Annotated in this window: 13 protein-coding genes; 6 read left to right on the top strand and 7 right to left on the bottom strand. The window is 45.9% G+C overall.

Going from position 1 to position 22,961, the window contains the following annotated elements; translation table 11 throughout:
* Positions 1-114 precede the first annotated feature (114 nt).
* The 4 genes from RS891_RS06845 to RS891_RS06830 all read left to right on the top strand — a co-directional run bounded on the left by RS891_RS06845 (position 115) and on the right by RS891_RS06830 (position 5,113).
* Entirely contained in the window at positions 115-1,020 is a 906-nt protein-coding gene (locus tag RS891_RS06845; RefSeq protein WP_315794868.1) for an ABC transporter ATP-binding protein, read from the top strand.
* On the top strand, positions 1,013-1,846 hold the full coding sequence (locus RS891_RS06840; RefSeq protein ID WP_315794867.1) for an ABC transporter permease subunit: 834 nt from the start codon (positions 1,013-1,015) through the stop codon (positions 1,844-1,846). The genes RS891_RS06845 and RS891_RS06840 overlap by 8 nt, the downstream gene beginning before the upstream one ends.
* Before the next feature lie 154 nt (positions 1,847-2,000).
* Positions 2,001-3,287, top strand: a complete 1,287-nt coding sequence (locus tag RS891_RS06835) for a DUF5050 domain-containing protein (RefSeq protein ID WP_315794866.1) — start codon at positions 2,001-2,003, stop codon at positions 3,285-3,287.
* A gap of 197 nt (positions 3,288-3,484) precedes the next feature.
* Positions 3,485-5,113, top strand: a complete 1,629-nt coding sequence (locus RS891_RS06830) for a helix-turn-helix domain-containing protein (protein WP_315794865.1) — start codon at positions 3,485-3,487, stop codon at positions 5,111-5,113.
* Positions 5,114-5,211: 98 nt separating this feature from the next.
* Here RS891_RS06830 and RS891_RS06825 read toward each other — a convergent pair whose 3' ends face one another.
* A complete protein-coding gene (locus tag RS891_RS06825) occupies positions 5,212-5,784 on the bottom strand; it encodes a GbsR/MarR family transcriptional regulator (protein WP_315794864.1) in 573 nt (190 codons plus the stop codon).
* A 497-nt stretch (positions 5,785-6,281) separates the two neighbouring features.
* Here RS891_RS06825 and RS891_RS06820 point away from each other — a divergent pair, with 497 nt between their 5' ends.
* Both RS891_RS06820 and RS891_RS06815 read left to right on the top strand, forming a co-directional pair.
* Positions 6,282-7,511, top strand: a complete 1,230-nt coding sequence (locus RS891_RS06820; RefSeq protein WP_113051847.1) for a quaternary amine ABC transporter ATP-binding protein — start codon at positions 6,282-6,284, stop codon at positions 7,509-7,511.
* Positions 7,477-10,068: a glycine betaine ABC transporter substrate-binding protein gene (locus RS891_RS06815; RefSeq protein ID WP_113051846.1), complete on the top strand. Its 2,592-nt coding sequence runs from the start codon at positions 7,477-7,479 to the stop codon at positions 10,066-10,068. Before RS891_RS06820 ends, RS891_RS06815 begins: the two co-directional genes overlap by 35 nt.
* A 624-nt stretch (positions 10,069-10,692) precedes the next feature.
* Here the strand turns inward: RS891_RS06815 and RS891_RS06810 are convergent.
* The 6 genes from RS891_RS06810 to RS891_RS06785 all read right to left on the bottom strand — a co-directional run bounded on the left by RS891_RS06810 (position 10,693) and on the right by RS891_RS06785 (position 22,746).
* Positions 10,693-10,905 (bottom strand): immunity 17 family protein, encoded by a 213-nt coding sequence (locus tag RS891_RS06810; RefSeq protein ID WP_315794863.1) that lies wholly within the window; start codon positions 10,903-10,905, stop codon positions 10,693-10,695.
* A gap of 188 nt (positions 10,906-11,093) precedes the next feature.
* Positions 11,094-16,658, bottom strand: coding sequence for an S-layer homology domain-containing protein (locus tag RS891_RS06805; RefSeq protein ID WP_315794862.1), 5,565 nt, complete (start codon positions 16,656-16,658; stop codon positions 11,094-11,096).
* A 488-nt stretch (positions 16,659-17,146) separates the two neighbouring features.
* On the bottom strand, positions 17,147-18,520 hold the full coding sequence (locus tag RS891_RS06800; protein ID WP_315794861.1) for an ABC transporter substrate-binding protein: 1,374 nt from the start codon (positions 18,518-18,520) through the stop codon (positions 17,147-17,149).
* A gap of 298 nt (positions 18,521-18,818) precedes the next feature.
* On the bottom strand, positions 18,819-19,640 hold the full coding sequence (locus tag RS891_RS06795) for a carbohydrate ABC transporter permease (protein ID WP_315794860.1): 822 nt from the start codon (positions 19,638-19,640) through the stop codon (positions 18,819-18,821).
* On the bottom strand, positions 19,637-20,491 hold the full coding sequence (locus RS891_RS06790; protein ID WP_397386939.1) for a carbohydrate ABC transporter permease: 855 nt from the start codon (positions 20,489-20,491) through the stop codon (positions 19,637-19,639). The genes RS891_RS06795 and RS891_RS06790 overlap by 4 nt, the downstream gene beginning before the upstream one ends.
* Before the next feature lie 437 nt (positions 20,492-20,928).
* On the bottom strand, positions 20,929-22,746 hold the full coding sequence (locus RS891_RS06785; RefSeq protein ID WP_315794858.1) for an APC family permease: 1,818 nt from the start codon (positions 22,744-22,746) through the stop codon (positions 20,929-20,931).
* Positions 22,747-22,961: the final 215 nt, after the last annotated feature.

Raw genomic sequence — 22,961 nt, 5'->3', positions numbered from 1 at the left:
AATGCCCGCGTTTGGGACTAAAGACGTAGAGTTTTTATTTTTCGGCCCTCCATTTGAACGATATTGCTGATATAGACGTATAATCTCCAAACTCAGATCGGACGGTGAATGTACATGATTGAAGTTCGCAACATTTCCAAACAATTTAAAGTACATCAGGCACTGAACGATGTAAGCTTCACGGTTGAACAAGGCAACGTTACCGGGCTAATCGGGCCCAACGGTTCGGGCAAAACTACCCTGATCCGCATCATGAACGGCGTTCTTGGCGCTTCGGGTGGGCAAGTGAGCATTAACGGCCTTGATCCTTTCCGTGAGACGGAGAACGTATTAGCCATATGCGGCACACTAACCGAGCAGAGCGGATTGTATGAAAATATGAGTGGGCGTGACAATCTGATCTTTTTCGCTGAAGCTTTCGGTGTACAACATGCCAAAGCAAGGATTGATGAGCTCGTGGATCTGTTCGAATTGCAGGAATATCAGCATCGAAAAGTAGGCACTTACAGCACAGGGATGAAAAAACGCGTAGGTCTAGCACGGGTGCTTCTGCACCGTCCCTCCATTCTCTTTCTGGATGAACCAACCAATGGGCTTGACCCGGATGGGATTCAGATGGTCCTCCGAATCATCCGTCGGCTTAATCAGGAAGAACATATGACGATTCTAGTATCGTCTCATGTGTTATCCCAGCTATCGGCTGTGTGTGACCGGTATATTTTTATGGAAAAAGGGCGCAAGATTGAGGAAGGTACGGAGCAGGAGATCATCAACCGTTACCTGACCTCACCCCGGATTGAAGTTGAAGCGACCATGCCAAATGGCTGGCAAACGGTAGCAGGGTATACACCGGAGATGGTTTCCGCGAACAAAGCCGTTTTTCAGCTTCAAACCCGTGAAGATATTCCTTTGTTACTGCGAAAATTGACTGAGCTTGGACAAATCTATCAGGCCCGGATTACGGGCAGCGATCTGGAGAGTATTTATTTTGCCATTAGGGAGGCACACCATCATGAATAACAGACAAGCCATACGCGCACTTGTTCGCAAAGATATTCGAGCCATCACAGCCAGCGTACAGCTCTGGTTACCCATGTTAATCGTTCCGCTGGTTATCGGTATCATTATGCCTGGCGTACTCATTTGGACAGCCTCAAAAATGGAACTTGCTTCCCTCGGCAATATGAGCTTCCTGCTTGATACGCTGGATAACCTAACCCATGCCGGGCGGATTCCGCAGCTTGCTTCGATGCCTACGGACAATCACCGTATTGTCTATTATCTGGCCTTGTACATGTTCGCGCCCCTGTTTCTCATCATTCCGGTGATGGCATCCAGTATTTTGACGGCCAACAGTTTTGCAGGAGAGAAGGAGCGCAAGACTCTGGAAGGTCTTCTGTTCACTCCGATGAGTATGGATACGTTATTTAAAGGCAAGGTGCTGGCTGCACTTATCCCTTCTCTGTTATTGTCCTGGATTACCTTCATTATCTACGGAATCATTGCCAATATCCTGATGTATCCCATGTTCGGGAAATGGATGTTTCCGAATCTGAACTGGATCATTCTCGTACTGTGGGTTGTTCCGGCGTGCAGTCTTGTGGTCATTCTGTTGAATGTACTAATCTCGGCGAAGGTACGTGGATTTCAGGAGGCCTATCAACTGGGGGGATTGGTTGTGATTCCATTGCTTGCCCTGATTGCTGGTCAAGCGAGCGGTATGCTGCTTATCAGTCCTCTCATGTTAATCCTGGTCGGAGCAGTACTTCTGCTCATCAGTTTCATTTTGCTTCGTCTGGTTACTTTGTGGAACAGTCGTCAACAGCTGGCTGAAAGTCAGATTTAGGCGGAATAGGGTTGAGATATGACGGCAGAAGATCTGATCTTCTGCCGTTTTTATCTGACTCAGATGTATAACATATTTTCCATAGTTTACCGATATAACATAAGGTGTTATTGTGTTAATTACATACATAAAGAAGAAGGGTGACGATTGATTTATGAACAAAGGGTCAACACGCTTGCAACGCACGGTTTGCACCTTGCTGCTGTTCACACTGATCGCAGCAGCAGTGCTTGGAGGAGGAGCCAATGCTCATGCAGCTTCCCTCAGCCAAACTACGGTATATTATGAGTCCGATGGTGTATTGTACAAAGTATCCGGCGACGGAAGCGGAACCACAGAGGTATTGCTTGATTTTGAAGGAGATGGTCTGTCTGCGGCGGGATCCTATCTCTATTACACCCGTTCCGAGTCTTCCACAACGCTACTTCGCGTTCCCAATGACGGTTCCAGCGATTCTGCTGAAACGTATGCGACAGATGTGTTGAGCTACTTTACGGATAATGGGTTTATCTATTATATGGACTCCAAAGGAACGATCTATCGTGCAAATGGTAATAGCGAAGCTTCCGCTGCCACCAAAATTGCAGACAAAGCGGATACAGATTTTCCGCTGCTCGCCGTAACGAAAGGCCGTGTATATTATAACGGGCTCGTTAATGGAAACCCATGGATCGTTTCCAAAGCATCCAATGGCAGCGGAGCAGTGCAACGAATTGCTGCTGGTGCAGTAGAAAGTCGTTATTTTATGAACGTGGCCAAAAACGAACTGCAACTGATGGTGAACACTGACCCGTATGAGCAGTACTACTCGACCAACGCCATTATCATGTACAAGGTAAACTACAATACAGGCAAAGGTACAGCTGTTAATCCAAAAGCAAAGCTGGACGTGAACGCTGTTTATGCTGGCGGCTGGGGCAACAATCTGTACGTGTATAATAAAGGCATTAAGCTGGACAGCAACAAGGATTATGATTATTCAACAGGCAAAGCCTTTGCATTGACCAGTTCTGGCAAAACACTTCAGATTCATAGTAAGAGTATCCGGGAGGTCAGCCCACTAGGTACAGATAAGGTTGTCGTTGTGGATGCAGACAAAAAGGCGTATGCCAAAACCATCGCCGGGAACAAGGTATCCAAATCTGCCAACCTGAATTTGAATAGCGTTACTTTCGTAACTGCTCAGCTGACCAACGGAACACCAGCTATTGCATATCTATCCGGTACAAATGGTCTTTATTCCGTGAGCACAGCCCTCAAAGTAACCAAGCTTGCTGGAGAGGAATGGGCAACGTTCCAGCTTCATGACGATGTTCCGGGCATGTTCTACATCAACGCAAATGATCTCTATCGTCTGTATCATGTGCAAACCAATGGCACAGGCAAAAAAGTGCTAAGCGACGTTTTCCTGGATGATATCCTGTTGGTCGTGCCAAACTAACCCACGCATGTGGGCATAGACTTATAGAGACATAAACTATCTCAACATTCTTGCTCCAAAAAAAGAGGATAACCCAGAAGCCATCACGGATCTGGGCATCCTCTTTTTTTCATGTCCAAAACTATTTTTCAAAAACATCTTCCATATGAGAATGATTATTGTTATCATTAAGAAAATAAGACAAAAGGATGGTCCGTATGACTGAACAGCTTCCCTTCATTTCTGAAACCTCATCTCTACCGCTCCTCTCTTCCATGTGCCGTGTACGGCGCGGGGAGCATTTCCGTGTGCAAGGCAAGACGGTGTCCCGGCCCATGCTCTGTCTTATTTTACAAGGAGACGGTGTCCTGGTCCTGAACGATACAGTCTATAACGCCGAAGCCCATCAACTGTATGTTTTGAAGCCAGGAACAACGATTGAAGCGGCTGCACGCTCGGCTGTTACGGAGTTTATAATACTTAGCATGGATACGGTATGTTTGCAGCAAGTGCGCGGCCGATGGAAAATGTCCTCCTCCTCTGGCTTCCCGTTGGATTGGGAGACAGGCAGACTGATGGTTCGGCATGACCAACTGGCCACAGCACGATTTGAACAATTGTATGAAGCCTATCGCGGTGTTCACCCCGATCATTTTATCAGTATACATAGCCAGCTGCACGAGCTTTTGCAGTATCTCTCGGAGAACCGGCTTGAAGAAAATTATGAGAAAGTCGATCCGGCGCTTGAACGCAGCATTATGTATATGAGAAGGTTCATGAGTGAAGGAATCAGCATGGATCAACTGGCTAAAATTGCCGGATTGACGCCAAGCTCCTATTCTCGCAGTTTCAAGAAAGCTAAAGGCATGTCACCTACCGATTATCTAAATCGCTTACGGATTGACGAAGCCAAAAAACAGCTCAAGCAAGAGTCATGTGCACTCAAAGACGTCGCTGTCTCTGTTGGATATGGCAATGAATATTATTTTAGCCGCAAATTCAAACAAACCTTGGGTATTGCACCCAGCCTATATATGAAAAAAGACCAAATTCGCGTGGCTACCGCGTCCAGGATTGGACTTCATGAGAACCTCTCTTCGCTCGGATTACATCCCGTAGCTGCAATGGACGGATTCCATGATCGGGAGCTTGATGAATTCGAGCAGCAGCAGCGGCTAGCCTTACAATTGGAGAAATTACGTCAGGCCAAGCCGGACCTGATTATCGGTGACTTTTATCATCAATCCTTTTACGATAAGCTCAAAAGTATTGCCCCTACAGTCATCCTGGATCAGACCCATGAATGGAAAGACAATCATTTACGTATAGCTGAACTGGTTGGACGAGATCAACAGGGCTTGCAGAATTTCAAACAGCTGGAGCTTCGCAACCTTGATATTGGGCTCCGTTTGAAGCATCATTTCGGGCAAGAACGTATTATGCTTATGCAGGTTACGAATCAGTCTATCCGGCTTCAGGATAATACCGAGCATCCATTATATCGCCTTATCTACGGTGAACTTGGACTGAACCCTGCACAGATCATATCTACAGATATAATTACTGATGAGTATGCGGCAGATAGCATCCCCATGCTGGACACGGATCATCTGTTGATTAACCGTGTTTCCAATGCTCCTGCCCGTGAGAAACTACTTCGGCGCATGAAACAAACCACTGCCTGGAATCGATCTCCTGCTGTCCTGAAAGGTAACGTACACGATATATCCGATTGGTCTGTACTATGCTGGTCCCCCAGCGGACGCCATCAGATCATGGACGAACTGGAACAGATCGTTCTACAGCTTGAGACCTTATCACATGTCGGATTAATCGGACAATTGTAAAGCATATCTTTTTCTTCATTATAAATGTACAAGTGTACAACCCATCAAGACAAAAGGGCCCTTTCCTATTCGGAAAGGGCCCTTTGCTTTTGCTGTTATTAATGTTCCTTGATCTCTTCCTTCGGAACCAGTTTGTATATTTCCTCATCTTCCATGGTATCAATCAAGCGATCCAGCCATTTGTAGTAAGCCTCTGCTTGAAGCACCTTATGCTTGTCTTCCTTAAGAATGCGAAGAAGTTCAGCATCTGCTTGTTCATCCAAGTCGGCAACCAAACGATTCAGTTCATCAACGGATTTGCGCAGTACCTGAAGGTTACTCTCCACGGCTTTTCTCCATTTAATCACAAAATAATCCGTAAACGTCTGATGCCAGTCATACTCCACTTCATATAGGTCTTTCCGGGAGCCTTTGCTCCATACTTTATTCACCATTTTTAGATCCAGCAGTGTACGTACGCCGGTACTCATGCTCGTTTTGCTCATTTCCATTTCCCGGCCCATATCGTCAAGGGTCATAGGTTTGTCTGCAAAAAAAAGCAATCCATATAAGTGTCCCGTGGACAGCGTAACGCCGTAGAGATCCATATTACGCCCAATGGCTTCAATGACGCGTTTACGGATTCTAAGAACGGTTGCCTGCTGCTCCTCTTGTAAATGGTCCAAGCTCATGCTTGCAACCTCCATTCTGAACATTCCCAGTCTCGGCAAAATAATTGCAACTGTTTAAGATCCGGCTTACATGGGAAAGTATCCGGCAGGACATCCTATATGCCAACGGGCTTAAGGTTACCCCATGTATATCATGGGAGCTTTACCAAGTTGCAAACGCCTACGACTATCTTTTAACCAAAAGAAACTGCTTAGATTCAGCACATTTTCTATTGTAGGAAAAGCGATATCAAATGTAAAGGTGTCTTATTAGCCAGAATAAGGAGAATGACGGAGCATATGGACGGAAAACTTTGTACAGTTTTTACTGTACAAACATTATGTACTGTTTATTCAGTTGCTATACGGGTTAAGTATTGTTAGAATACAAAGCGTTACCCAGAAAGACGGGAAGCGAAGCAACGATTACCGGATTTCGTGGCTGGGCGCACAAGTGTATGGGCTTGTGGATGCTGAAAGCCGTTCGAAGTGCACAACACATCAGAAGGGGTGAAAACATGACCATACTTGAAGTAAAGAATGTAAGTAAACTGTTTGGCCCCCAAACCGAGCAAGGTCTGCAATTACTGGAGCAAGGTTGGGGCAAAGAAAAGTTGGCCAAAGAAAAACAGATAACGGTTGGCGTCAACCGGGTCAACATGGAAATTCAGGAAGGTGAAATTTTCGTCATCATGGGACTGTCCGGAAGTGGTAAGTCTACACTTGTTCGAATGTTCAATCGTCTGATTGAACCGACATCGGGAGAGATTCTGGTCCATGGTAAAGATCTACGTAAGATGAATAAAGAACAATTGCGCGAAGTGCGTCGGAAAACGATCAGCATGGTGTTCCAAAAATTTGCGTTATTCCCGCACCGTACCGTTCTTGATAATGTGGAGTATGGACTCGAAGTTCAAAAGGTTGATAAAGATGAACGTCGGGAAAAAGCAAAAACCTCGCTTGAGCTTGTAGGCCTTAAAGGCTGGGAAGATAAAATGCCGGATGAGCTGAGTGGCGGGATGCAGCAACGTGTAGGTTTGGCCCGTGCGCTGGCGAATGACCCGGAAGTACTGCTAATGGATGAAGCATTCAGTGCACTTGATCCACTGATTCGTCGTGATATGCAGGATGAGCTGATTGAGCTTCAGGATAAAATGAAAAAGACCATTATTTTCATTACCCATGACTTGGACGAAGCGCTGCGCATCGGCGATCGTATTGCCCTCATGAAAGACGGCGCAGTCGTGCAGATCGGTACTCCGGAAGAAATCATGATTCAACCGGCCAACTCATATGTGGCCCGCTTCGTCGAAGACGTGGACTTGTCCAAGGTCCTTACCGCATCTCATGTTATGCGACGTCCTGAAACGATTACGCTTGACCGTGGTCCCCGTGTTGCCCTCGAATTAATGCGCGAACGTGGTATTTCCAACCTGTTTGTCATTGACCGTTCGAAAAAACTGCTTGGTGTTATCACAGCAGAAGATGCAACCCGCGCAATGCGCGAAAACAAAGTATTGAACGACATTCTGATTACGGATGGGCCGACTGTAGCGCCTGAAACCCTGATTCATGAATTGTTTGAAATTGTAAGTTCAGCCCATGTGCCGCTCGCTGTTGTTGGCGAAACTGGCCGTCTGCAAGGTGTTATCGTCCGCGGTGCCCTGCTTGGAGCACTAAGCGGTGAAGTTGCAGTAAAGGAGGAACTTGCGAATGATTCCCAAAATTCCACTAGCATCGTGGATTGAAGCGATTGTTGACTGGATGAGCTCCTCGCTCTCCGGATTATTTAAAGTCATTTCTGTTGTTATTCAGGAGGTTGTCGGATTTTTCTCCGGGCTGTTCATGCTCCCCCATCCGCTCCTGTTTATTGTAATACTTGGTGTATTGGCATACCTTGTTGGCCGAATACCACTAACCCTGTTTACGGTTATCGGTTTCTTGCTCGTAGATAACCTCGGATACTGGTCCCAATCGATGGATACTTTGGGCCTCGTTATTACGTCTGGATTAATCTCCATTCTGCTTGGTGTTCCCATTGGTATCTGGCTCGCATACAGCAAAACTGCAGCCCGGATTATTACACCATTGCTTGACTTTATGCAGACCATGCCTGCATTTGTCTACTTGCTGCCAGCGGTAACCTTCTTCAGCCTTGGTGTGGTTCCCGGTGTTATCGCGTCCGTCATATTCGCGATTCCACCAACGATTCGCCTGACTCACCTCGGAATTAAGCAGGTATCTGGCGAACTGGTCGAAGCAGCGGATGCGTTTGGTTCCACGTCCATGCAAAAGTTGTTCAAAGTACAGCTTCCACTCGCATTGCCTACCGTAATGTCAGGGATTAACCAAACCATCATGCTGTCGCTGTCCATGGTTGTTATTGCATCCATGATCGGTGCACAGGGTATTGGTGCGGAAGTGTACCGTGCGGTAACACAGTTGCAGATTGGTAAAGGTTTTGAAGCAGGTCTTGCTGTCGTAGTTCTTGCGATTGTACTTGACCGTTTCACTCAAAATCTGTTTATGCCAGGCCGCAAGAAAAGCTCACGCTTCTCAGCGAAACAAAAAGCCTGGATTACGGCTGCCGCAACATTCGTTGTGCTCGTAGCTGGTTTCTCACAATACTTTGTTGGCGGCAACAGTACTTCTGCCGGCGGTAACAACACTCCAGCGAATGCTGTAGGTGAAGAAGTCAATTATCAGATCATTGGTATTGATCCGGGTGCAGGCATTATGAAGTCCACTGCCAAAGCCATCGAAGATTATCATCTGACGGACTGGACCCTGATTGAAGGATCTGGTGCAGCGATGACTGCCACACTGGACAAAGCCATTAAAGCGGAAGAACCGATCATTATTACAGGCTGGACTCCGCACTGGATGTTCAATAAATATGATCTAAAATATCTGGATGATCCCGAGAAATCTTTCGGTGATGCAGAAGAAATTCACACCATCGCACGTAAAGGTTTAAAAGAAGATCACCCGGTTGCTTATGAATTCCTGTCCCGTTTCCAATGGACATCAGATGAAATGGGCGAAATGATGAGTGCCATTCAGAATGGTACATCTCCAGAAGAAGCCGCAAAAGACTACGCTGAGAAACATGCAGACCAGATTGACGAATGGACCAAAGGTCTGACGCCAGTTAACGGTGATGCATTTAAACTTAGCTACGTAGCCTGGGATTCTGAGATCGCTAGTACTAACCTGTTGAAATATGTCATGGAAAGCAAACTCGGCTATAAAGTTAACGCCCTGCAAGTTGAAGCTGGGCCTATGTGGACGGGTGTTGCCTCAGGCGACGTAGATGCCTCTCCAGCAGCTTGGCTGCCATTAACTCACGCTGACTACTGGGAACGTTACAAAGACCAGGTGGATGATCTGGGAGCCAACATGACCGGTGTACGCACAGGCCTTGTTGTTCCTGCCTACATGACAGACGTTAATTCGATTGCAGATCTGGAAACAGGTGCTTCTTCCTCTACTCCATCGGCGAATGCCAATGTGGGAAATGAAGTGAATCACCAAATTATCGGTATCGATCCAGGTGCCGGAATTATGAAATCCACAGCCAGTGCCATTGAGAAATACGGTTTGTCTGACTGGAAACTGGTTGAAGGTTCAGGAGCCGCAATGACAGCAACGCTGGATAAAGCGGTTAAGAATAAGGAACCGGTTATCGTTACCGGTTGGACACCGCATTGGATGTTCAACGCATATGACCTGAAATACCTGGACGATCCGGAAGGCGTCTACGGTGAAGCAGAACAAATTCATACCATTGCCCGTAAAGGGTTGAAGGAAGACAAACCTGTCGCTTATGAATTCCTGGATCGCTTCTCCTGGACACCTGAGGATATGGGTGAAATTATGGTCGCCATTCAAAACGGAGAAGACCCCCAAAAAGCCGCAGCAGCTTTTGCCGAGAAGCATAGCGACAAAGTGGCTGAATGGACCAAAGGTCTGACCCCGGTGAATGGAGATTCCATTAAACTGAGTTACGTAGCCTGGGACTCCGAGATTGCAAGTACCAACTTGCTGGAGTACATCCTGAAAGAAAAACTGGGTTACAAAGTAACTTCCCTTCAAGTTGAAATTGGTCCAATGTGGACCGGTATTGCCAATGGTGATGTCGATGCAACTCCAGCTGCATGGTTGCCGCTCACCTCTGCAGATTATTTCAACAAATACAAGGATCAGATCGATGATCTCGGTCCAAATATGGACGGTGCCAAAACAGGTCTGGTTGTACCAACCTATATGGACATCAATTCCATTGAAGATTTAAAAGATAATTAAACCAGATTGAGATGAATAAACCTGAATTTGGCAAAAAGACCACCGAAATTTTTTCGGTGGTCTTTTTAATGAATGTAACTTTTCTTAAGTTGTGTCTTCCAAGCTGCTGGAAGACAAGTATACCTGAAGTTCCGTTAAAGTGGATTTTCTCCCTTTCAATGAAAAGCTTGGCTCCGGATGGGATCAGGAGTCAGCGACTCACACGCGATTGAAGCAGAGCATGTGCAAGCGCAACGAATCGAAGACGTCTTATTCAAGGATATGAAGTGACTCCAGAAATCTAAAGAACCTGAGACACGCTGTATCAGAAAAAAAAGTCGTTTATAGTGTTTTTGTCAGGAATTTCAGTAAATAACGTGTCTGGAGTTTCTTACTTTGTAAAAAGAAGAGCTGAAGGCAAAATAAGACGTCCCCGGTTTCTTAGATAATTTGTCCACACATTCCCAGGAGTAAACTGGCTTAGGCTTCAAGACTTTTTAAAAAGCTAACTTCCACACCCTAACTAACCTCGAAAATCTCAAGCATAAAGCTAAACGTACTAATCGTTACTTTCTACATTAAAGGCTGTGAAACTGAATTATGTACTCAGGCTCTACAATTTTTCTTTTCTTTCTTTTTCTACGCTTACCCAAACAGCAACAATAATACACCAATGGTAATCAGCACAATACCTAAAATACCATACACCACTCTTGCACCCTGACGTCCAATGGTTTTCACAAAGAGACCTGCTCTAAAACTCTTCATAAACCAATCCCAATTGTTGATTCCACCCAACAAACTGAAAATCCCTGCTGCAATAGCCAATAGTGCGATTAAAACTGGTTGATCTTGCATTTCAACACTCCTTCCATATAATCCTGTCTACTATACCTTCCTCTGGTAAAATTGAACAGCCATTAATTAGTAAAAAAACAGCTTGCAGATGTAGGTCTGCAAGCTGTTTTTCTTAGAGTAAAAGAGTTTAGCGTTTCAGGTTAAATTGGTTTTGGCTTCCTTTTCATAGAAAGATTGAATAGTCTTTATTACTTCGCCTGAAACTCACTCGCTGACATCAACAGAGTCACAACTTCAGCACGAGTTGCTTCAACAAGTGGGTTAAACAGGTTCTTGCCTGTGCCTTTCACCAGTCCTGCATCATATGCAGCTGCAATATAAGGTACGGCCCATGCAGGTACTTTATTCGCATCTGCAAAGGTTAATGTGGCATTCGATGCAACTGGAAGTCCGAGTGCTCTTACGAGCATAACCGTCATCTCTACACGGGATACTTTGCCGGAAGCACGGAACGTCTCATCCGTATAGCCACTAATGATCCCTTGTTCTACAGCTTGAGCAATAAAGGATTGTGCCCATGCTGGAATTTTGGAAGCATCCTTAAACGTCAACGCCTTGCTGCTGGCCGGAAGTTCAAATGCTCTTGCCAGCATGACAATGAACTCGGCACGTGTTGCCGGTGCATTTGGACGGAAATTACCGTCCTGATATCCATTTACAATTCCCCGGGAAATGGCCTGCTCAATGGCAGCTGCTGCCCAGTGATTGCCGATATCTTTCAAAGTCACACCCGGATTGGTCGGTGTAGTACCTCCTCCATTACCATTACCCGGGTTGGAAGGTGTTGTAGGCGTCGTCGGAGTTGTTGGATCTGTTGGTGTTACAGGTGTGGTTGTACCTCCATCACTATTACCACTGCCCGGATTACTTCCATTATTTCCACCGCCATTACCAGGGTTGCTTCCATTCCCATCACCCGGAAGTGGAGCTCCCTTCAAATCAGTAATGCGTCCTTCCGTTTTCTGGTTTACCGTACCTACACGGTCCAGATGTTCATGGAAAACCTCATAATCGACCAGATTCAGTTCATACTGGCGTTTGTCATCCTTCGCCGCTCTCATGGAGCGATAGAAGTCTCCACCGTTAGCCATAAAAGAGTTCGTCGCTACGATGTAGTATCCGTTAGGGTCGATGTCCGTGTACGTGCCATTGGCATTCTTAATCTGTACTTTGAGCACGCGTTGACCCACTTGGGTCACTGTATTCGTTACCGCATCAATTTTCTCGCCGGGCTTCGTGGAGTCGTAGTAGAAACGCATGCCTGAAACTTGCGGGAAGCGTCCTTCTCCTGTTTCCACACCGCTCACGCCATTTTCCAGTGCAGCGGTAATTTCCTTACCTGTCATTTTTAGCGCAGACAGGTTGTTTCCATTTGGCATCATTTCCAGCAATTGTTCCAGGGTGATATCTCCCTCCTTGAACGATTTCCGGATGCCTCCACCATTTTGGATTGTGACATATCCTTTAACATTGTTTTCCTTAACAATAGATTTCACTTTCTCTAACATGCCGTCTGCTACCAGGTTACCAAGGTTGGTTTCCTGCTTACGTACACTGCCACGTTCTCCATCGAGGAATACATTCGTTTTACCGATGACTGTTTTTCTGAACTCTTCCAGAGGTTTCGCATAGGTTGCCAGCTTCGCTTTTGCAATCGGATCATCTGCGTAAACATACTTACCGGTGGCATCCTTCGCATCCAGGTTCAGCAATTTGCCGTTCCATGTTTTCAGTACGCCTGCTTCGTTGAACGTTACATCCAGTTGACCCAGGGAAACGTCATATTCTCCCGTCTGTACAACCAGTGTCGGATCAGTGTGTGTATCTACAACTACCGGTTTGTTCAGAATGGTATGTGAATGACCACCCACTACGATGTCAATGCCTTCTACCGCTTCTGCCAGCTTCAGGTCTTCCGAGTACCCCAGATGCGTCAGCGCGATAATTTTGTTGATTCCTTCATCTTGCAGCATGTTCACTGTCGCCTGAGCACTTGCTTTGTAATCCTTAAAGGTCAAATCATCTCCCGGTGAGGACAGAGATACGGTATCCGGTGTCGTCAATCCAAAGATTCCGACTTTCTCGCCGTTTACTTCCGTAATAATGGCCGGGTAGATTTGGGAATTCTCGCCTGGATTTCCGATGGTACTGTTGTACAGGCTGCCCAAACTCGCATCCTTGGTATAGTCAATATTGGCACTCACAAATGGGAATTCCGCTTGTTCAATAAATTCCTTGAGTACGCTTGGGCCTTTATCAAACTCGTGATTTCCGAAGGTCATGGCATCGTATCCGATCATGTTCATGAACTCCAGATCCGCCAGACCGTTAAAGAGGTTAAAGTACAATGTACCCGAGAATACGTCCCCTGCATCCAATACCAGGGTGTTATCATTGCGCGTTTCCTTAATCGCTGTTACACGGCGCGGGATGTTATCCAAATGCGCGTGTGTATCATTGGTGTGCAATACACGCAGGTTGAAGTCACCTTCTTCTGCTGTGCTTCCAATGCTCAGCTGCGCGAGCAGCGGATCATGGTCACTGACCCGACCATGGGAATCTTCAAAATCAGCATTCACATGAACCGCTTCGATAGCAGCAGTTTCGGACAGATTTTTACTCACCAGAATGTGATCCAGTGTCTGAGAGTTTCCGTCATAGATGTAGGAATAACGCTTATTCTCTGGCAGTTTGTTTACCAGATTGTCCAGTTCATTACCTTCAACAATATTCAATGTTTTGGAGAACTGGAAGTCATTGAAATCGCCAAGAACAGCAACATTCACCTCAGGGTCTTTACTTAGCAGTTCTTTAACAAAACTATTTACAGCAGTTGCCTGTCGTGCACGTTGAATTTCACTACTTCTTGTCGCAGGCTGTATGCTTCCGTAAGGCTTCAGATCGCCGCCTTTGGAATTCAGATGATTTGCAATCACAACAACACGTTCTCCATTGAACTCAAATTCAGCAGCGAGCGGCTTACGCGAGCTTGTAAAAGCATCGTTTGTTGGATCAATCCTTCCAGGATTAAGGGACAAACTCCCGTCTGTTTCCACTTGGATTCCCGTTACTGCGTCCCCTTTATTTCCTTGTTTCAGAGTTACACGTGACTCATTGTATAAGAATCCTACACGAATGTTCCCCCCCGGAGCTCCACCATCCTTATTGTTTTCTGGAGCAATATCCGTGTATTTATAGGTAGGACCGCCTTTAGATGCAATAGCATCAATCAGGGTTTGGAAACTTGCATCAGCAGCAGTTGTTCCACTGTCTGTAGCTCCATCATTATCTTGTACTTCCATTATGCCAATAATATCCGGATTCTTTAGATTATTGACTACAATCCCACCGATTTTGACAGCTCTCGCTGCATCCTTCTTACTGAAATTTTCCACATTAAAAGTTGCAATTGTCAACTTACCGTCGGCCTGTTGAATCGTCGTTGTTGCTTGCTCAAGCCCCCCTGAAGTGATGACTGGAAGATTCCCCTCTGGATTAACCTTGAAATTACCGTTGGAATACGTCATAACACCTTTGACGGACTCAGTAAGCTTGTCACCAGTTTTGACCGCCTGAGAGGGCTTTTTGTTAATGAACAATCGTTGCGGATTGAGGGCACTCTCGTAAGGTTCTGTACTATCCGCAGTTAGGATAACGCCTCCTGCTGGTGTGCGTACTGGGTTATTCAGACCATTGTCAACGACAACTGCTAGACCCGGTTCACTGGAATATGGACCAATAATTGTTGCATTATCAAGTTGCACTCTCATGCCTTCCAAACTCTCATAAAAATCGATCGCATCCGTTTCCGGGTTAAACTCCCCGAACTGATCTGAATCAATTACAGTAGGGATGATTCGACCGTTAGTTCCCAGAATCACAGGTTCAGGAAGTTCTTGATTGTTGTCTTCAACCGTAATTGTTGTTGCAACGATCTCTGTCGTAGACAGCTCAGTCGTCGCTGTCGCATATTCTTTGACTTGACCCGACACCTTAACCTTGTTGCCTACTGTCATTCCATGAGATGACTTATAGATGAGTATACCTTCGGATGTTTTCACATCGTCATCTTCCATTCCAGGAATCTCCTGTATATAGAAGGAGCTTGCATTTACAACATAAGTCACAATTCCTTCGACATTCTGAACAGCTAAACCATCGTACAAAGAGTTATGGGAAGCTCCTTGAATATCATGGATTCTAAGATTGTCCAGTTCATGAAGAACTTTATAAGTAAAGGTATATACCCCACTCGTACTTCCACCCGATACAGCAATCGCTTTTACAATCGTGTCCTCGTTTACTGTAATTGGAACACTGTACTTTGTGGATGTTGGGGTTGGTTCAGTGCCATCAACCGTATAATAGATTTCTGCTCCTGCCGTTGGCGAGGACAATGTCACTGTTGATCCTTTGACAATACCGCCTGATGAAGCACTGGCTGTAACAGAGAGCAAATTTTCGACAACATCCGATGTTGTACGTGGAATCAGTTCAAGACCATAACTTGTATGGTAGGTCATAACTCCTGTCACTTTTTCATATGTTTTGCCTGTTGCCAGTGCAGTAGGGCTATTTTTGGCATAGATCGTGATCTCTCCACCATCGGTATCTGTCGCATAAAAGGTGGAACTGCTGCTTCTTGTCACTGTAACAGCGTTGACTTCGACAAGCATCCCTTCGTAAATGCCACCTGTACCCTTTCCTCCGCCTTCAGCAGGTGTAAAGTCTTTGGATGTCAGTGTAACGGGTTCAGGGATATCTTGCGTTTTATCCAAGACCTTAATATAACCGCCTGGAAATCCGGTCTTGTCCTTCTCTACCTGAAGCAAACCGTTATAAATCGTCAGCGGACCATAAGCTTCAATACGATCGCCCGGCTCCACGGTGGCGTCTGTTCCACGAATGACGATTCCTGCATGATCATCCTGAATGTACAGATTCGCCAATCCTCCGGATTCTTCGCGATAAGTTACAATCCCTTGTACAGTAACCGGTGTATTCTCAGATTTAGTTCTTGCTTCGGAGATTGAAATGGGACTGTTGTCGACTATGGTGTAGTCAAGAAGCGTAATATCGCTATCCATTAATCCACTTTTGTGTGCATAAGCTTCAATGTGAATCGTATCATTCACTGTGATGGGCACTGTATATGGAAGAAATTCATTATCATCATTTAATTTATAGTATACGGCGGCACCAACTGTAGTTGTTGCCAATTTAACCTCTGTGCCTGCCGGCACAGCTCCAGAGGATGGATTAGCTGTAACGTTTACCACCTTGGTTTCTGGCGTCTCATCAATCAATTGGAAAATGGTCGAAGTGGTACTTTTAATCCCGTTAACAGTAAAATATGTTTCCAATGTAGCACCGTTAATTCGAACTTTGGAATGATATAAGGATGTATTGCTTTGTAGACCAAAAGTGCTGCGGGGAGCATTTGTGGGTACTTGTACTGGCATCATTTTGCTTACATCTGTTTCATCAGGACGATCTGCCAGTGCAAAATTTGTGTCAGAAGTAAACGGAGGATTTAGCTGGATAGAGGTTCCACTGTTATAGTAACCAACAACATATCCTTCAACAGTCGCTGTAGATTTGTCAGAATTCTTTGCCTGTGCCTGAGCAACCGTTAACGGCTCATCCGCCGCAGCTGCCTTACTGCTGAACAATCCAGCCGGAATGGCACCCGTGATAAGCAGAACCATAGCCAGGAACAACCTGAGCCACCTCTTCATTTGCAGAACATGCATCTTTTACCTACCTCCATTTTTTAAATTCGTAATCATTTGTTCATGAAACTTGTACATTAGTTCAAATATAAGATAACTGAACTTTTATTACATGTAAATAATATTCTTTTGAAATGATATAAAATAGAACACAAACATCACAAAATTGATAATAAAAAAATAAAAACAAGTAATAAATTGCTATTTTTCAGCTTTAACATGTCATATACATTACTTAAATAGTGAATCATTGTGTATAACAGCCTATTTAGAGTCACTTAAACTAACATAATAAAAATAAAATCTCTGTATTCGACATTTATTGATAGATATCCCCATAGCCAATTCACCTTAAATTGATTATGTTCAAGATCTTCTCACAGCAAAACGATGCGACAGTCAGGGTTGACCATCGCATACGTCTCACTCATTTTGACATCCTAAGTTAAGTCATTTATCTCAACTTCCCTAGCCCCGGCCTAAGGTTTGTCCTGCTGCAAGTCAGCATGTTACTTCTTCACCGTGCTGTTATACTGTGCAATCTTGTCTGTAATTTGCTTCGCTGCTGCATCCAATACGTCTTGTGGTGTACCTTGTCCATTCAGAACTGTCTCGATCGCTCCTTCGACAATTTGACGGGCTTCGGGGAATACACCCATTACAGCCCCGGATGTTGCTGTCGAATCAGCAGAAGCGTGCAATTGGTCGACTGCTGTCTTGAATTGCGGGTACTTCGCCATATTATCCTTTAATACTTGCTCATCGTAGGCTGCTGTCGTAATAGGGAAGTATCCTGTCGCAACACTCCAGTTGGCTTGCACCTCAGGTGTAGCCAGGTACTTGATGAATTCCCAAGCGGCTTGCTGTTGAGCTTCAGATTTGTTGTTCATGATATACAAGCTTGCGCCACCAACAACGACGCCGCCTTCTTTGGCATCTGCTGGACGTGGCAGGAAGCCTGTTCCCAGCTCAAACTTACCGCCAGCACCCTCTACAATTTTGCGCAATCCAGCGGTGGAATCCAGTGTCATACCGATTTGTTGTGCTGTAAATGCAGCGGTTGTATCGTCCGTGCTACGTCCCAGATTGGAGACGGTTTTCTCGTCCATCATCTTTTTCCACCACGTCAAAGTCTTCACACCAGCTTCGGAGTTCAGCATGGATTCCGTCGCTGCACCGGTTCTTCCGTTACCGTTGTTTACATAATCTGCATTCTGGTTTGCAAAGAACTGTTCCATAAACCAGCCATAGATCGCCATGGACGCACCGGGTTTACCGTCTTTCGCCAGTGCTTTGGCTGCTTGTTCAAACTCTTCGTATGTCTTAGGCGGGTTCTCCGGGTCCAAACCAGCTGCTTTGAACATGTCCTTGTTGTAATACAGAATTGGGTTCGATGTGTTGAACGGCATGGCGTTCAATTTGCCATCAATAGTGTAATAACGAATGATATTCGGCTCCAGTTGGGACAAGTCGAATTTGTCTTTATCGATAAATTGCTGAACTGGTGTAATCATACCGGAATCGATCATGAACTTGCTGCCGATCTCGTACACCTGGATAATGTCCGGACCACTGTCCGATCCCATGGAAGCTTTAAGTTTGTTCAGGCTCTCATCATATTTCCCCTGGTAGATTGCCTTCACCTGAATGTCCGGGTGACTTGCGTTGAAATCGGAAGCGAGTTGATTAATGGCTTTCTCCCCTGCACCAGACATCGAATGCCACCATGTCAGTTGTACCGGTTCAGCAGCTGCAGCATCTGCCTGCGCTCCGCCCGTTGTGCTTGTTGTTTCGGTTTTTCCGCCACAAGCGGCCAATACCAGCATAAGTGCAGCCAACATCAATGCAAATGTTCCTCTTTTTTTCAAACGAAACCCGATCATAATCGCTCTCCTTTTTTTGGGGCTCACTTCACAATAAGTGCTTACGTTCTGCAAGGTGGCCGTTCCGGTTACGAACCGTTCTTTCGATCGCTGTTGTCTCCATATTTTTTTGAATTAGTTTTTAATTGTTTAAATTCCGGAGACAAAGGCGAACGCTAACGCTTCTACAGAATCGATTTCGTCCCCTTCACTGCTTTTGCAGCCTTGAAAGACTTATTTCAAGAGTGAGCCTTGTTTATTCGCTCCTGGGTATCCAAACCGCCAACCGTTTAAATCTTTACAACAAACCATACTCCTACTAACCCTTTAGCGCGCCTGCGGCCATACCGCGGACAAGCTGTTTCAAGCCGAAGACCAGAAGCAGCAGCGACGGTAAAATAACAAGCGCTGTGCCGGCAAACACCAGATTCCATGCTGTGGATTCCTGGAACTCCAGCATCGAGATTCCGATCTGTACCGTCCTCATCTCTGGCGTATTCGTAACGAGCAGCGGCCACAGATAGGAGTTGTACATGCTCAGGAACGAATAGATGGCCAAGGTTCCAAGTGCCGGGCGGGACAATGGCAGGACATGGGATACAAAATACCGGATGTGCCCGCAGCCATCGATCTTCGCCGCTTCAAACAGCTCTTTGGGCAGCTGCATGAAGAATTGTCTCAGCAGGAATGTACCGAACGCTGTTGCCAGGAACGGAATAGTCAGCCCCTGGTACGTATCGAGCCAGCCCCAACTGCGCACCGTCAGATAGTTCGGGATCATGGTGACTTCCCAAGGAATCATCATCGTCGCCACAAACATGCTAAAGATGACGTTCTTGCCCTTAAACTCCATTTTCGCGAATGCATAGGCTGCCATGCTCGCTGTGACAAGCTGACCAAACATCGTCAGCCCTGCCACCAGGAACGTATTACCGATAAACGAACCAATCGGAACGATATCGAATACTTCCGTGAAATTGGACAAGTCTATCGATTGAGGGATGATATGAGGCGGATACGCACTGGCATCCTCCGGTGTCATGACCGCCATGAAAAAGGTGTACAGCACCGGATACAGTACAAGTGCCGCACAGATTGTAAGCAGCACATACAGCAATGTTTTGGTCCATGGTGTTCTCATTGGTAATGCACTTTCCTTTCCACCCATTTGAACTGAATCAGGGTCAGCAGCATAATGACCGCGAACAGGATAAGCGCCTGCGCACTGCCCGTCCCGAAGCGGAAATTAACAAAAGCTTCCTGATAGATGGAATATACGAATACATTGGTACTATCCATCGGGCCGCCACGGGTTAGAATGTTGATCTGACCAAATGATTGGAACGCACCAATGATCGATACAACGGTGACGAAAAACAGGGTTGGCGACAACAGTGGCATCGAGATTTTGCGAAAAGTAAGCAAAGGACCTGCACCATCAATCTTCGCGCTCTCATAAATTTCATCCGGGATGCCTTGTAATCCGCTGGATAGAATAATGTAATTGAATCCGAGGTTCATCCAAATCGTCATAATGGAGATCGATATTAAGGCCCAATCCGGGCTGGTCAGCCAGGGAATCGGATCGATCCCAACTTTTCCTAATAAATAATTCAGCATACCCAAGGTCGGATGGAACAGGAACTTCCAGATGACCGCTGATGAACCGACAGACAATACCACAGGCAGAGAGAATACAAACTGAAATATACGCATTCCCTTGAAACGGTTGTGTGTTAATGCCGCTAGAATCAGAGCTGCCAGCATGCCCGTTGGCACGGTGAACAGGACAAATAGTAACGTCACTTTCATGCCTTGCAGGAACAATCCGGACTGGAATACCGCTTTGAAATTGTCCAATCCCACATAAGCTGCAATCTGTCCGGTAGGGTCAGTGGAATGCAGACTCAGGTACACCGACTTGAACATCGGATAAAACAGAAACACTGCAAATAAAAGCAGCGATGGTGCCAGGAAACCATAGGCCAGCATATTCTCCCGTATTCGCTGCACACGCAGCGAAGCTGTCCGGCGCTGACTCGTGCCCCATACGCGCCGTCTGGCAGCAGGCAAGCCGATCCGGTTGTCAAGCTCACTCATCGGATTTTCTTCCCCCTTGATCTACGCATTCGGAGTGTGAACTTCATCACCCACATTAACTAGTGTAAAAGCCAACTGTTACAGCAGCATCTGTTCTGAATCAACACAGCGTTAATCGTGGACAAGCGACTTTACCAAACAAAGGACGTTGAATAGACTTCAAAACAAAAACAGCAAACAGCAAAAAACCGCAAGAACTCCCTTGATTCGGGAATGTTCGTGCGGTTTTGTGTGTTAAGGGAAGATGAACAATGATTAGATATCAATTCAATAAATTTAACAGAAAACTGGATATTTAATGTTAACGCAAAATGTTCGGTTGAATTCTTTTAACGATTGAGATGGTAAGGGACAGTCGTGACTATCACGTCTTTGTAATTGATCAGATAAGCACGGATCATGAAGCTGGTCTGATTGTGCAGCACATTTTGCCACCAATGCTTGGTGATGAACTGCGGAATTAGAATTGTGATATGGTCCGTCTCGGCCGTCTTCCATTCCACGGTATCAATAAACTTTTTGAGCGGCCCCATAATACTGCGGTATCTCGATTTAATGACAACCAGGCGAACCCCAGGGTTCCACTCTTCCCACTTCTGCTCCATTTTCCGGATGGCTTCATCATCGAACCCGATATACAAGGCAACCACGTGATCTGACATCGTCTGAGCGTAAGAGATTGTATTCATCACCACCCTCGTAATGCCTGCCACCGGAATAATGATCGTATTGCCCTTTCTCACCGGTTTCTCCAGCTTGATATCAATCCGCAATTCATCCGCAATGTTGCAGTAATGACGGCGAATTCGCATGAACACATAAACGACGAGTGGCAGGAAAATAAAGATAACCCATGTTTGCGTGAACTTGGTGAATATAAAAATCAATGTAATCGACAGCGTGGTCAGCATGCCAATTGTATTGACGAGCAGCTTCACACCCCAACCGGCTGGTTTGACTTTGATCCAACGAATCATCATGCCCAACTGTGACAGGGTAAATGGAATGAACACGCCCACTGCGTAGAGCGGAATCAGACTTTCCGTATTTCCTTTGAATCCGACAACCAGCAAGGCAGACATCACACTGAGGAAAATAATACCGTTTGAGAAGCCAAGGCGGTCTCCTCTAACCATAAACATATGAGGCATATATTTATCCTTCGCCATCATGAAGGAGAGCAGTGGGAAAGCAGAATACGCCGTATTCGCTGCGAGAAACAGAATCAGTGCTGTTACGCCCTGGATAATAAAATACATCGTGCCCCTGCCAAATGTCGCCTCGGCAATCTGGGATATCACGGTGGCTTTGGGATCAGGCTTCACCCCGTAACCATAAGCAAGTAAAGTGATCCCGATAAACATGGCTCCCAGAATACATCCCATAAGCATCAAGGTTCCCGCTGCATTTTTCTCGGCAGGCTGCTTGAAGTTCGGGATGGCGTTACTCACCGCCTCAACCCCAGTCAAAGCTGAACACCCCGAGCTGAATGCCTTGAGCAGCAGAAACAGACTCACATGTGACATACTCGTTCCAAATTCAGGGGCGGCAGCTTCCATGCCTCCAGCGAGAAATTTGATCCCCCCGGATATAATCAGAATCGCAATCGAAAAGATAAACAAATATATGGGGATCGCCAGTACGGAAGCGGATTCCGTCACCCCTCGCAAATTCATAATGGTCAGAAATACAATCATGATCAATGCAATGACTATGCTGTAATCATGAAGCATTGGAAAGGCAGATGTAATCGCATCGGTCCCTGCGGACGAACTTACCGCAACAGTCAGAATATAATCGACCAGTAAAGATCCTCCGGCAATCAAGCTCGGAGCCGTACCGAGATTATCCTTGGCTACGATGTACGCGCCGCCTCCTGTTGGATAAGCAAAAATCGTCTGGCGGTAGGAAAAAATTAAAATGACGAGTAATCCCAACACGGCGATGGAGATTGGAACAGAGAACCACAAGGCGGCGAATCCGGCCGCAACGAGCACCAGTAAGATCTGCTCCGTACCGTAGGCAACGGACGATAGTGCATCGGAGGACAGGATGGCGAGCGCCTTCCATTTCCCCAATTTTTCTGCATCCAATTCAGCCGATTTCATAGGCTTGCCTATTAAGATTCTCTTCATTTTGCCAAGCATGATCATAACTTCCTTCCGTCTTTCATCTGTGAAGCATTGTTATTATGCAAAATCGCCGAGCCATTGACAATACGTCATTTCACCCGAATTTCGCCAGCGTGTGATAATGCATACTACGATTCAATAATCGATAACAAAGCCGCGCTTTATCCACTTTTTGAACTTTTTTGAACCAAAACGGCGTTTGTTTGCCGAAAAAAAGGAAATGGCCTTCG

Source organism: Paenibacillus sp. BIC5C1 (assembly GCF_032399705.1).
GTDB lineage: Bacteria > Bacillota > Bacilli > Paenibacillales > Paenibacillaceae > Paenibacillus > Paenibacillus taichungensis_A.
This window is presented reverse-complemented; position numbering and strand designations above follow the sequence as displayed.

Coding starts and splice junctions, on each gene's coding strand:
- RS891_RS06845 (WP_315794868.1), top strand. CDS start 115: ATGATTGAAGTTCGCAACATTTCCAAACAATTTAAAGTACATCAGGCA.
- RS891_RS06840 (WP_315794867.1), top strand. CDS start 1,013: ATGAATAACAGACAAGCCATACGCGCACTTGTTCGCAAAGATATTCGA.
- RS891_RS06835 (WP_315794866.1), top strand. CDS start 2,001: ATGAACAAAGGGTCAACACGCTTGCAACGCACGGTTTGCACCTTGCTG.
- RS891_RS06830 (WP_315794865.1), top strand. CDS start 3,485: ATGACTGAACAGCTTCCCTTCATTTCTGAAACCTCATCTCTACCGCTC.
- RS891_RS06825 (WP_315794864.1), bottom strand. CDS start 5,784: ATGAGCTTGGACCATTTACAAGAGGAGCAGCAGGCAACCGTTCTTAGA.
- RS891_RS06820 (WP_113051847.1), top strand. CDS start 6,282: ATGACCATACTTGAAGTAAAGAATGTAAGTAAACTGTTTGGCCCCCAA.
- RS891_RS06815 (WP_113051846.1), top strand. CDS start 7,477: ATGATTCCCAAAATTCCACTAGCATCGTGGATTGAAGCGATTGTTGAC.
- RS891_RS06810 (WP_315794863.1), bottom strand. CDS start 10,905: ATGCAAGATCAACCAGTTTTAATCGCACTATTGGCTATTGCAGCAGGG.
- RS891_RS06805 (WP_315794862.1), bottom strand. CDS start 16,658: ATGCATGTTCTGCAAATGAAGAGGTGGCTCAGGTTGTTCCTGGCTATG.
- RS891_RS06800 (WP_315794861.1), bottom strand. CDS start 18,520: ATGATCGGGTTTCGTTTGAAAAAAAGAGGAACATTTGCATTGATGTTG.
- RS891_RS06795 (WP_315794860.1), bottom strand. CDS start 19,640: ATGAGAACACCATGGACCAAAACATTGCTGTATGTGCTGCTTACAATC.
- RS891_RS06790 (WP_397386939.1), bottom strand. CDS start 20,491: ATGCTGGCCTATGGTTTCCTGGCACCATCGCTGCTTTTATTTGCAGTG.
- RS891_RS06785 (WP_315794858.1), bottom strand. CDS start 22,746: ATGCTTGGCAAAATGAAGAGAATCTTAATAGGCAAGCCTATGAAATCG.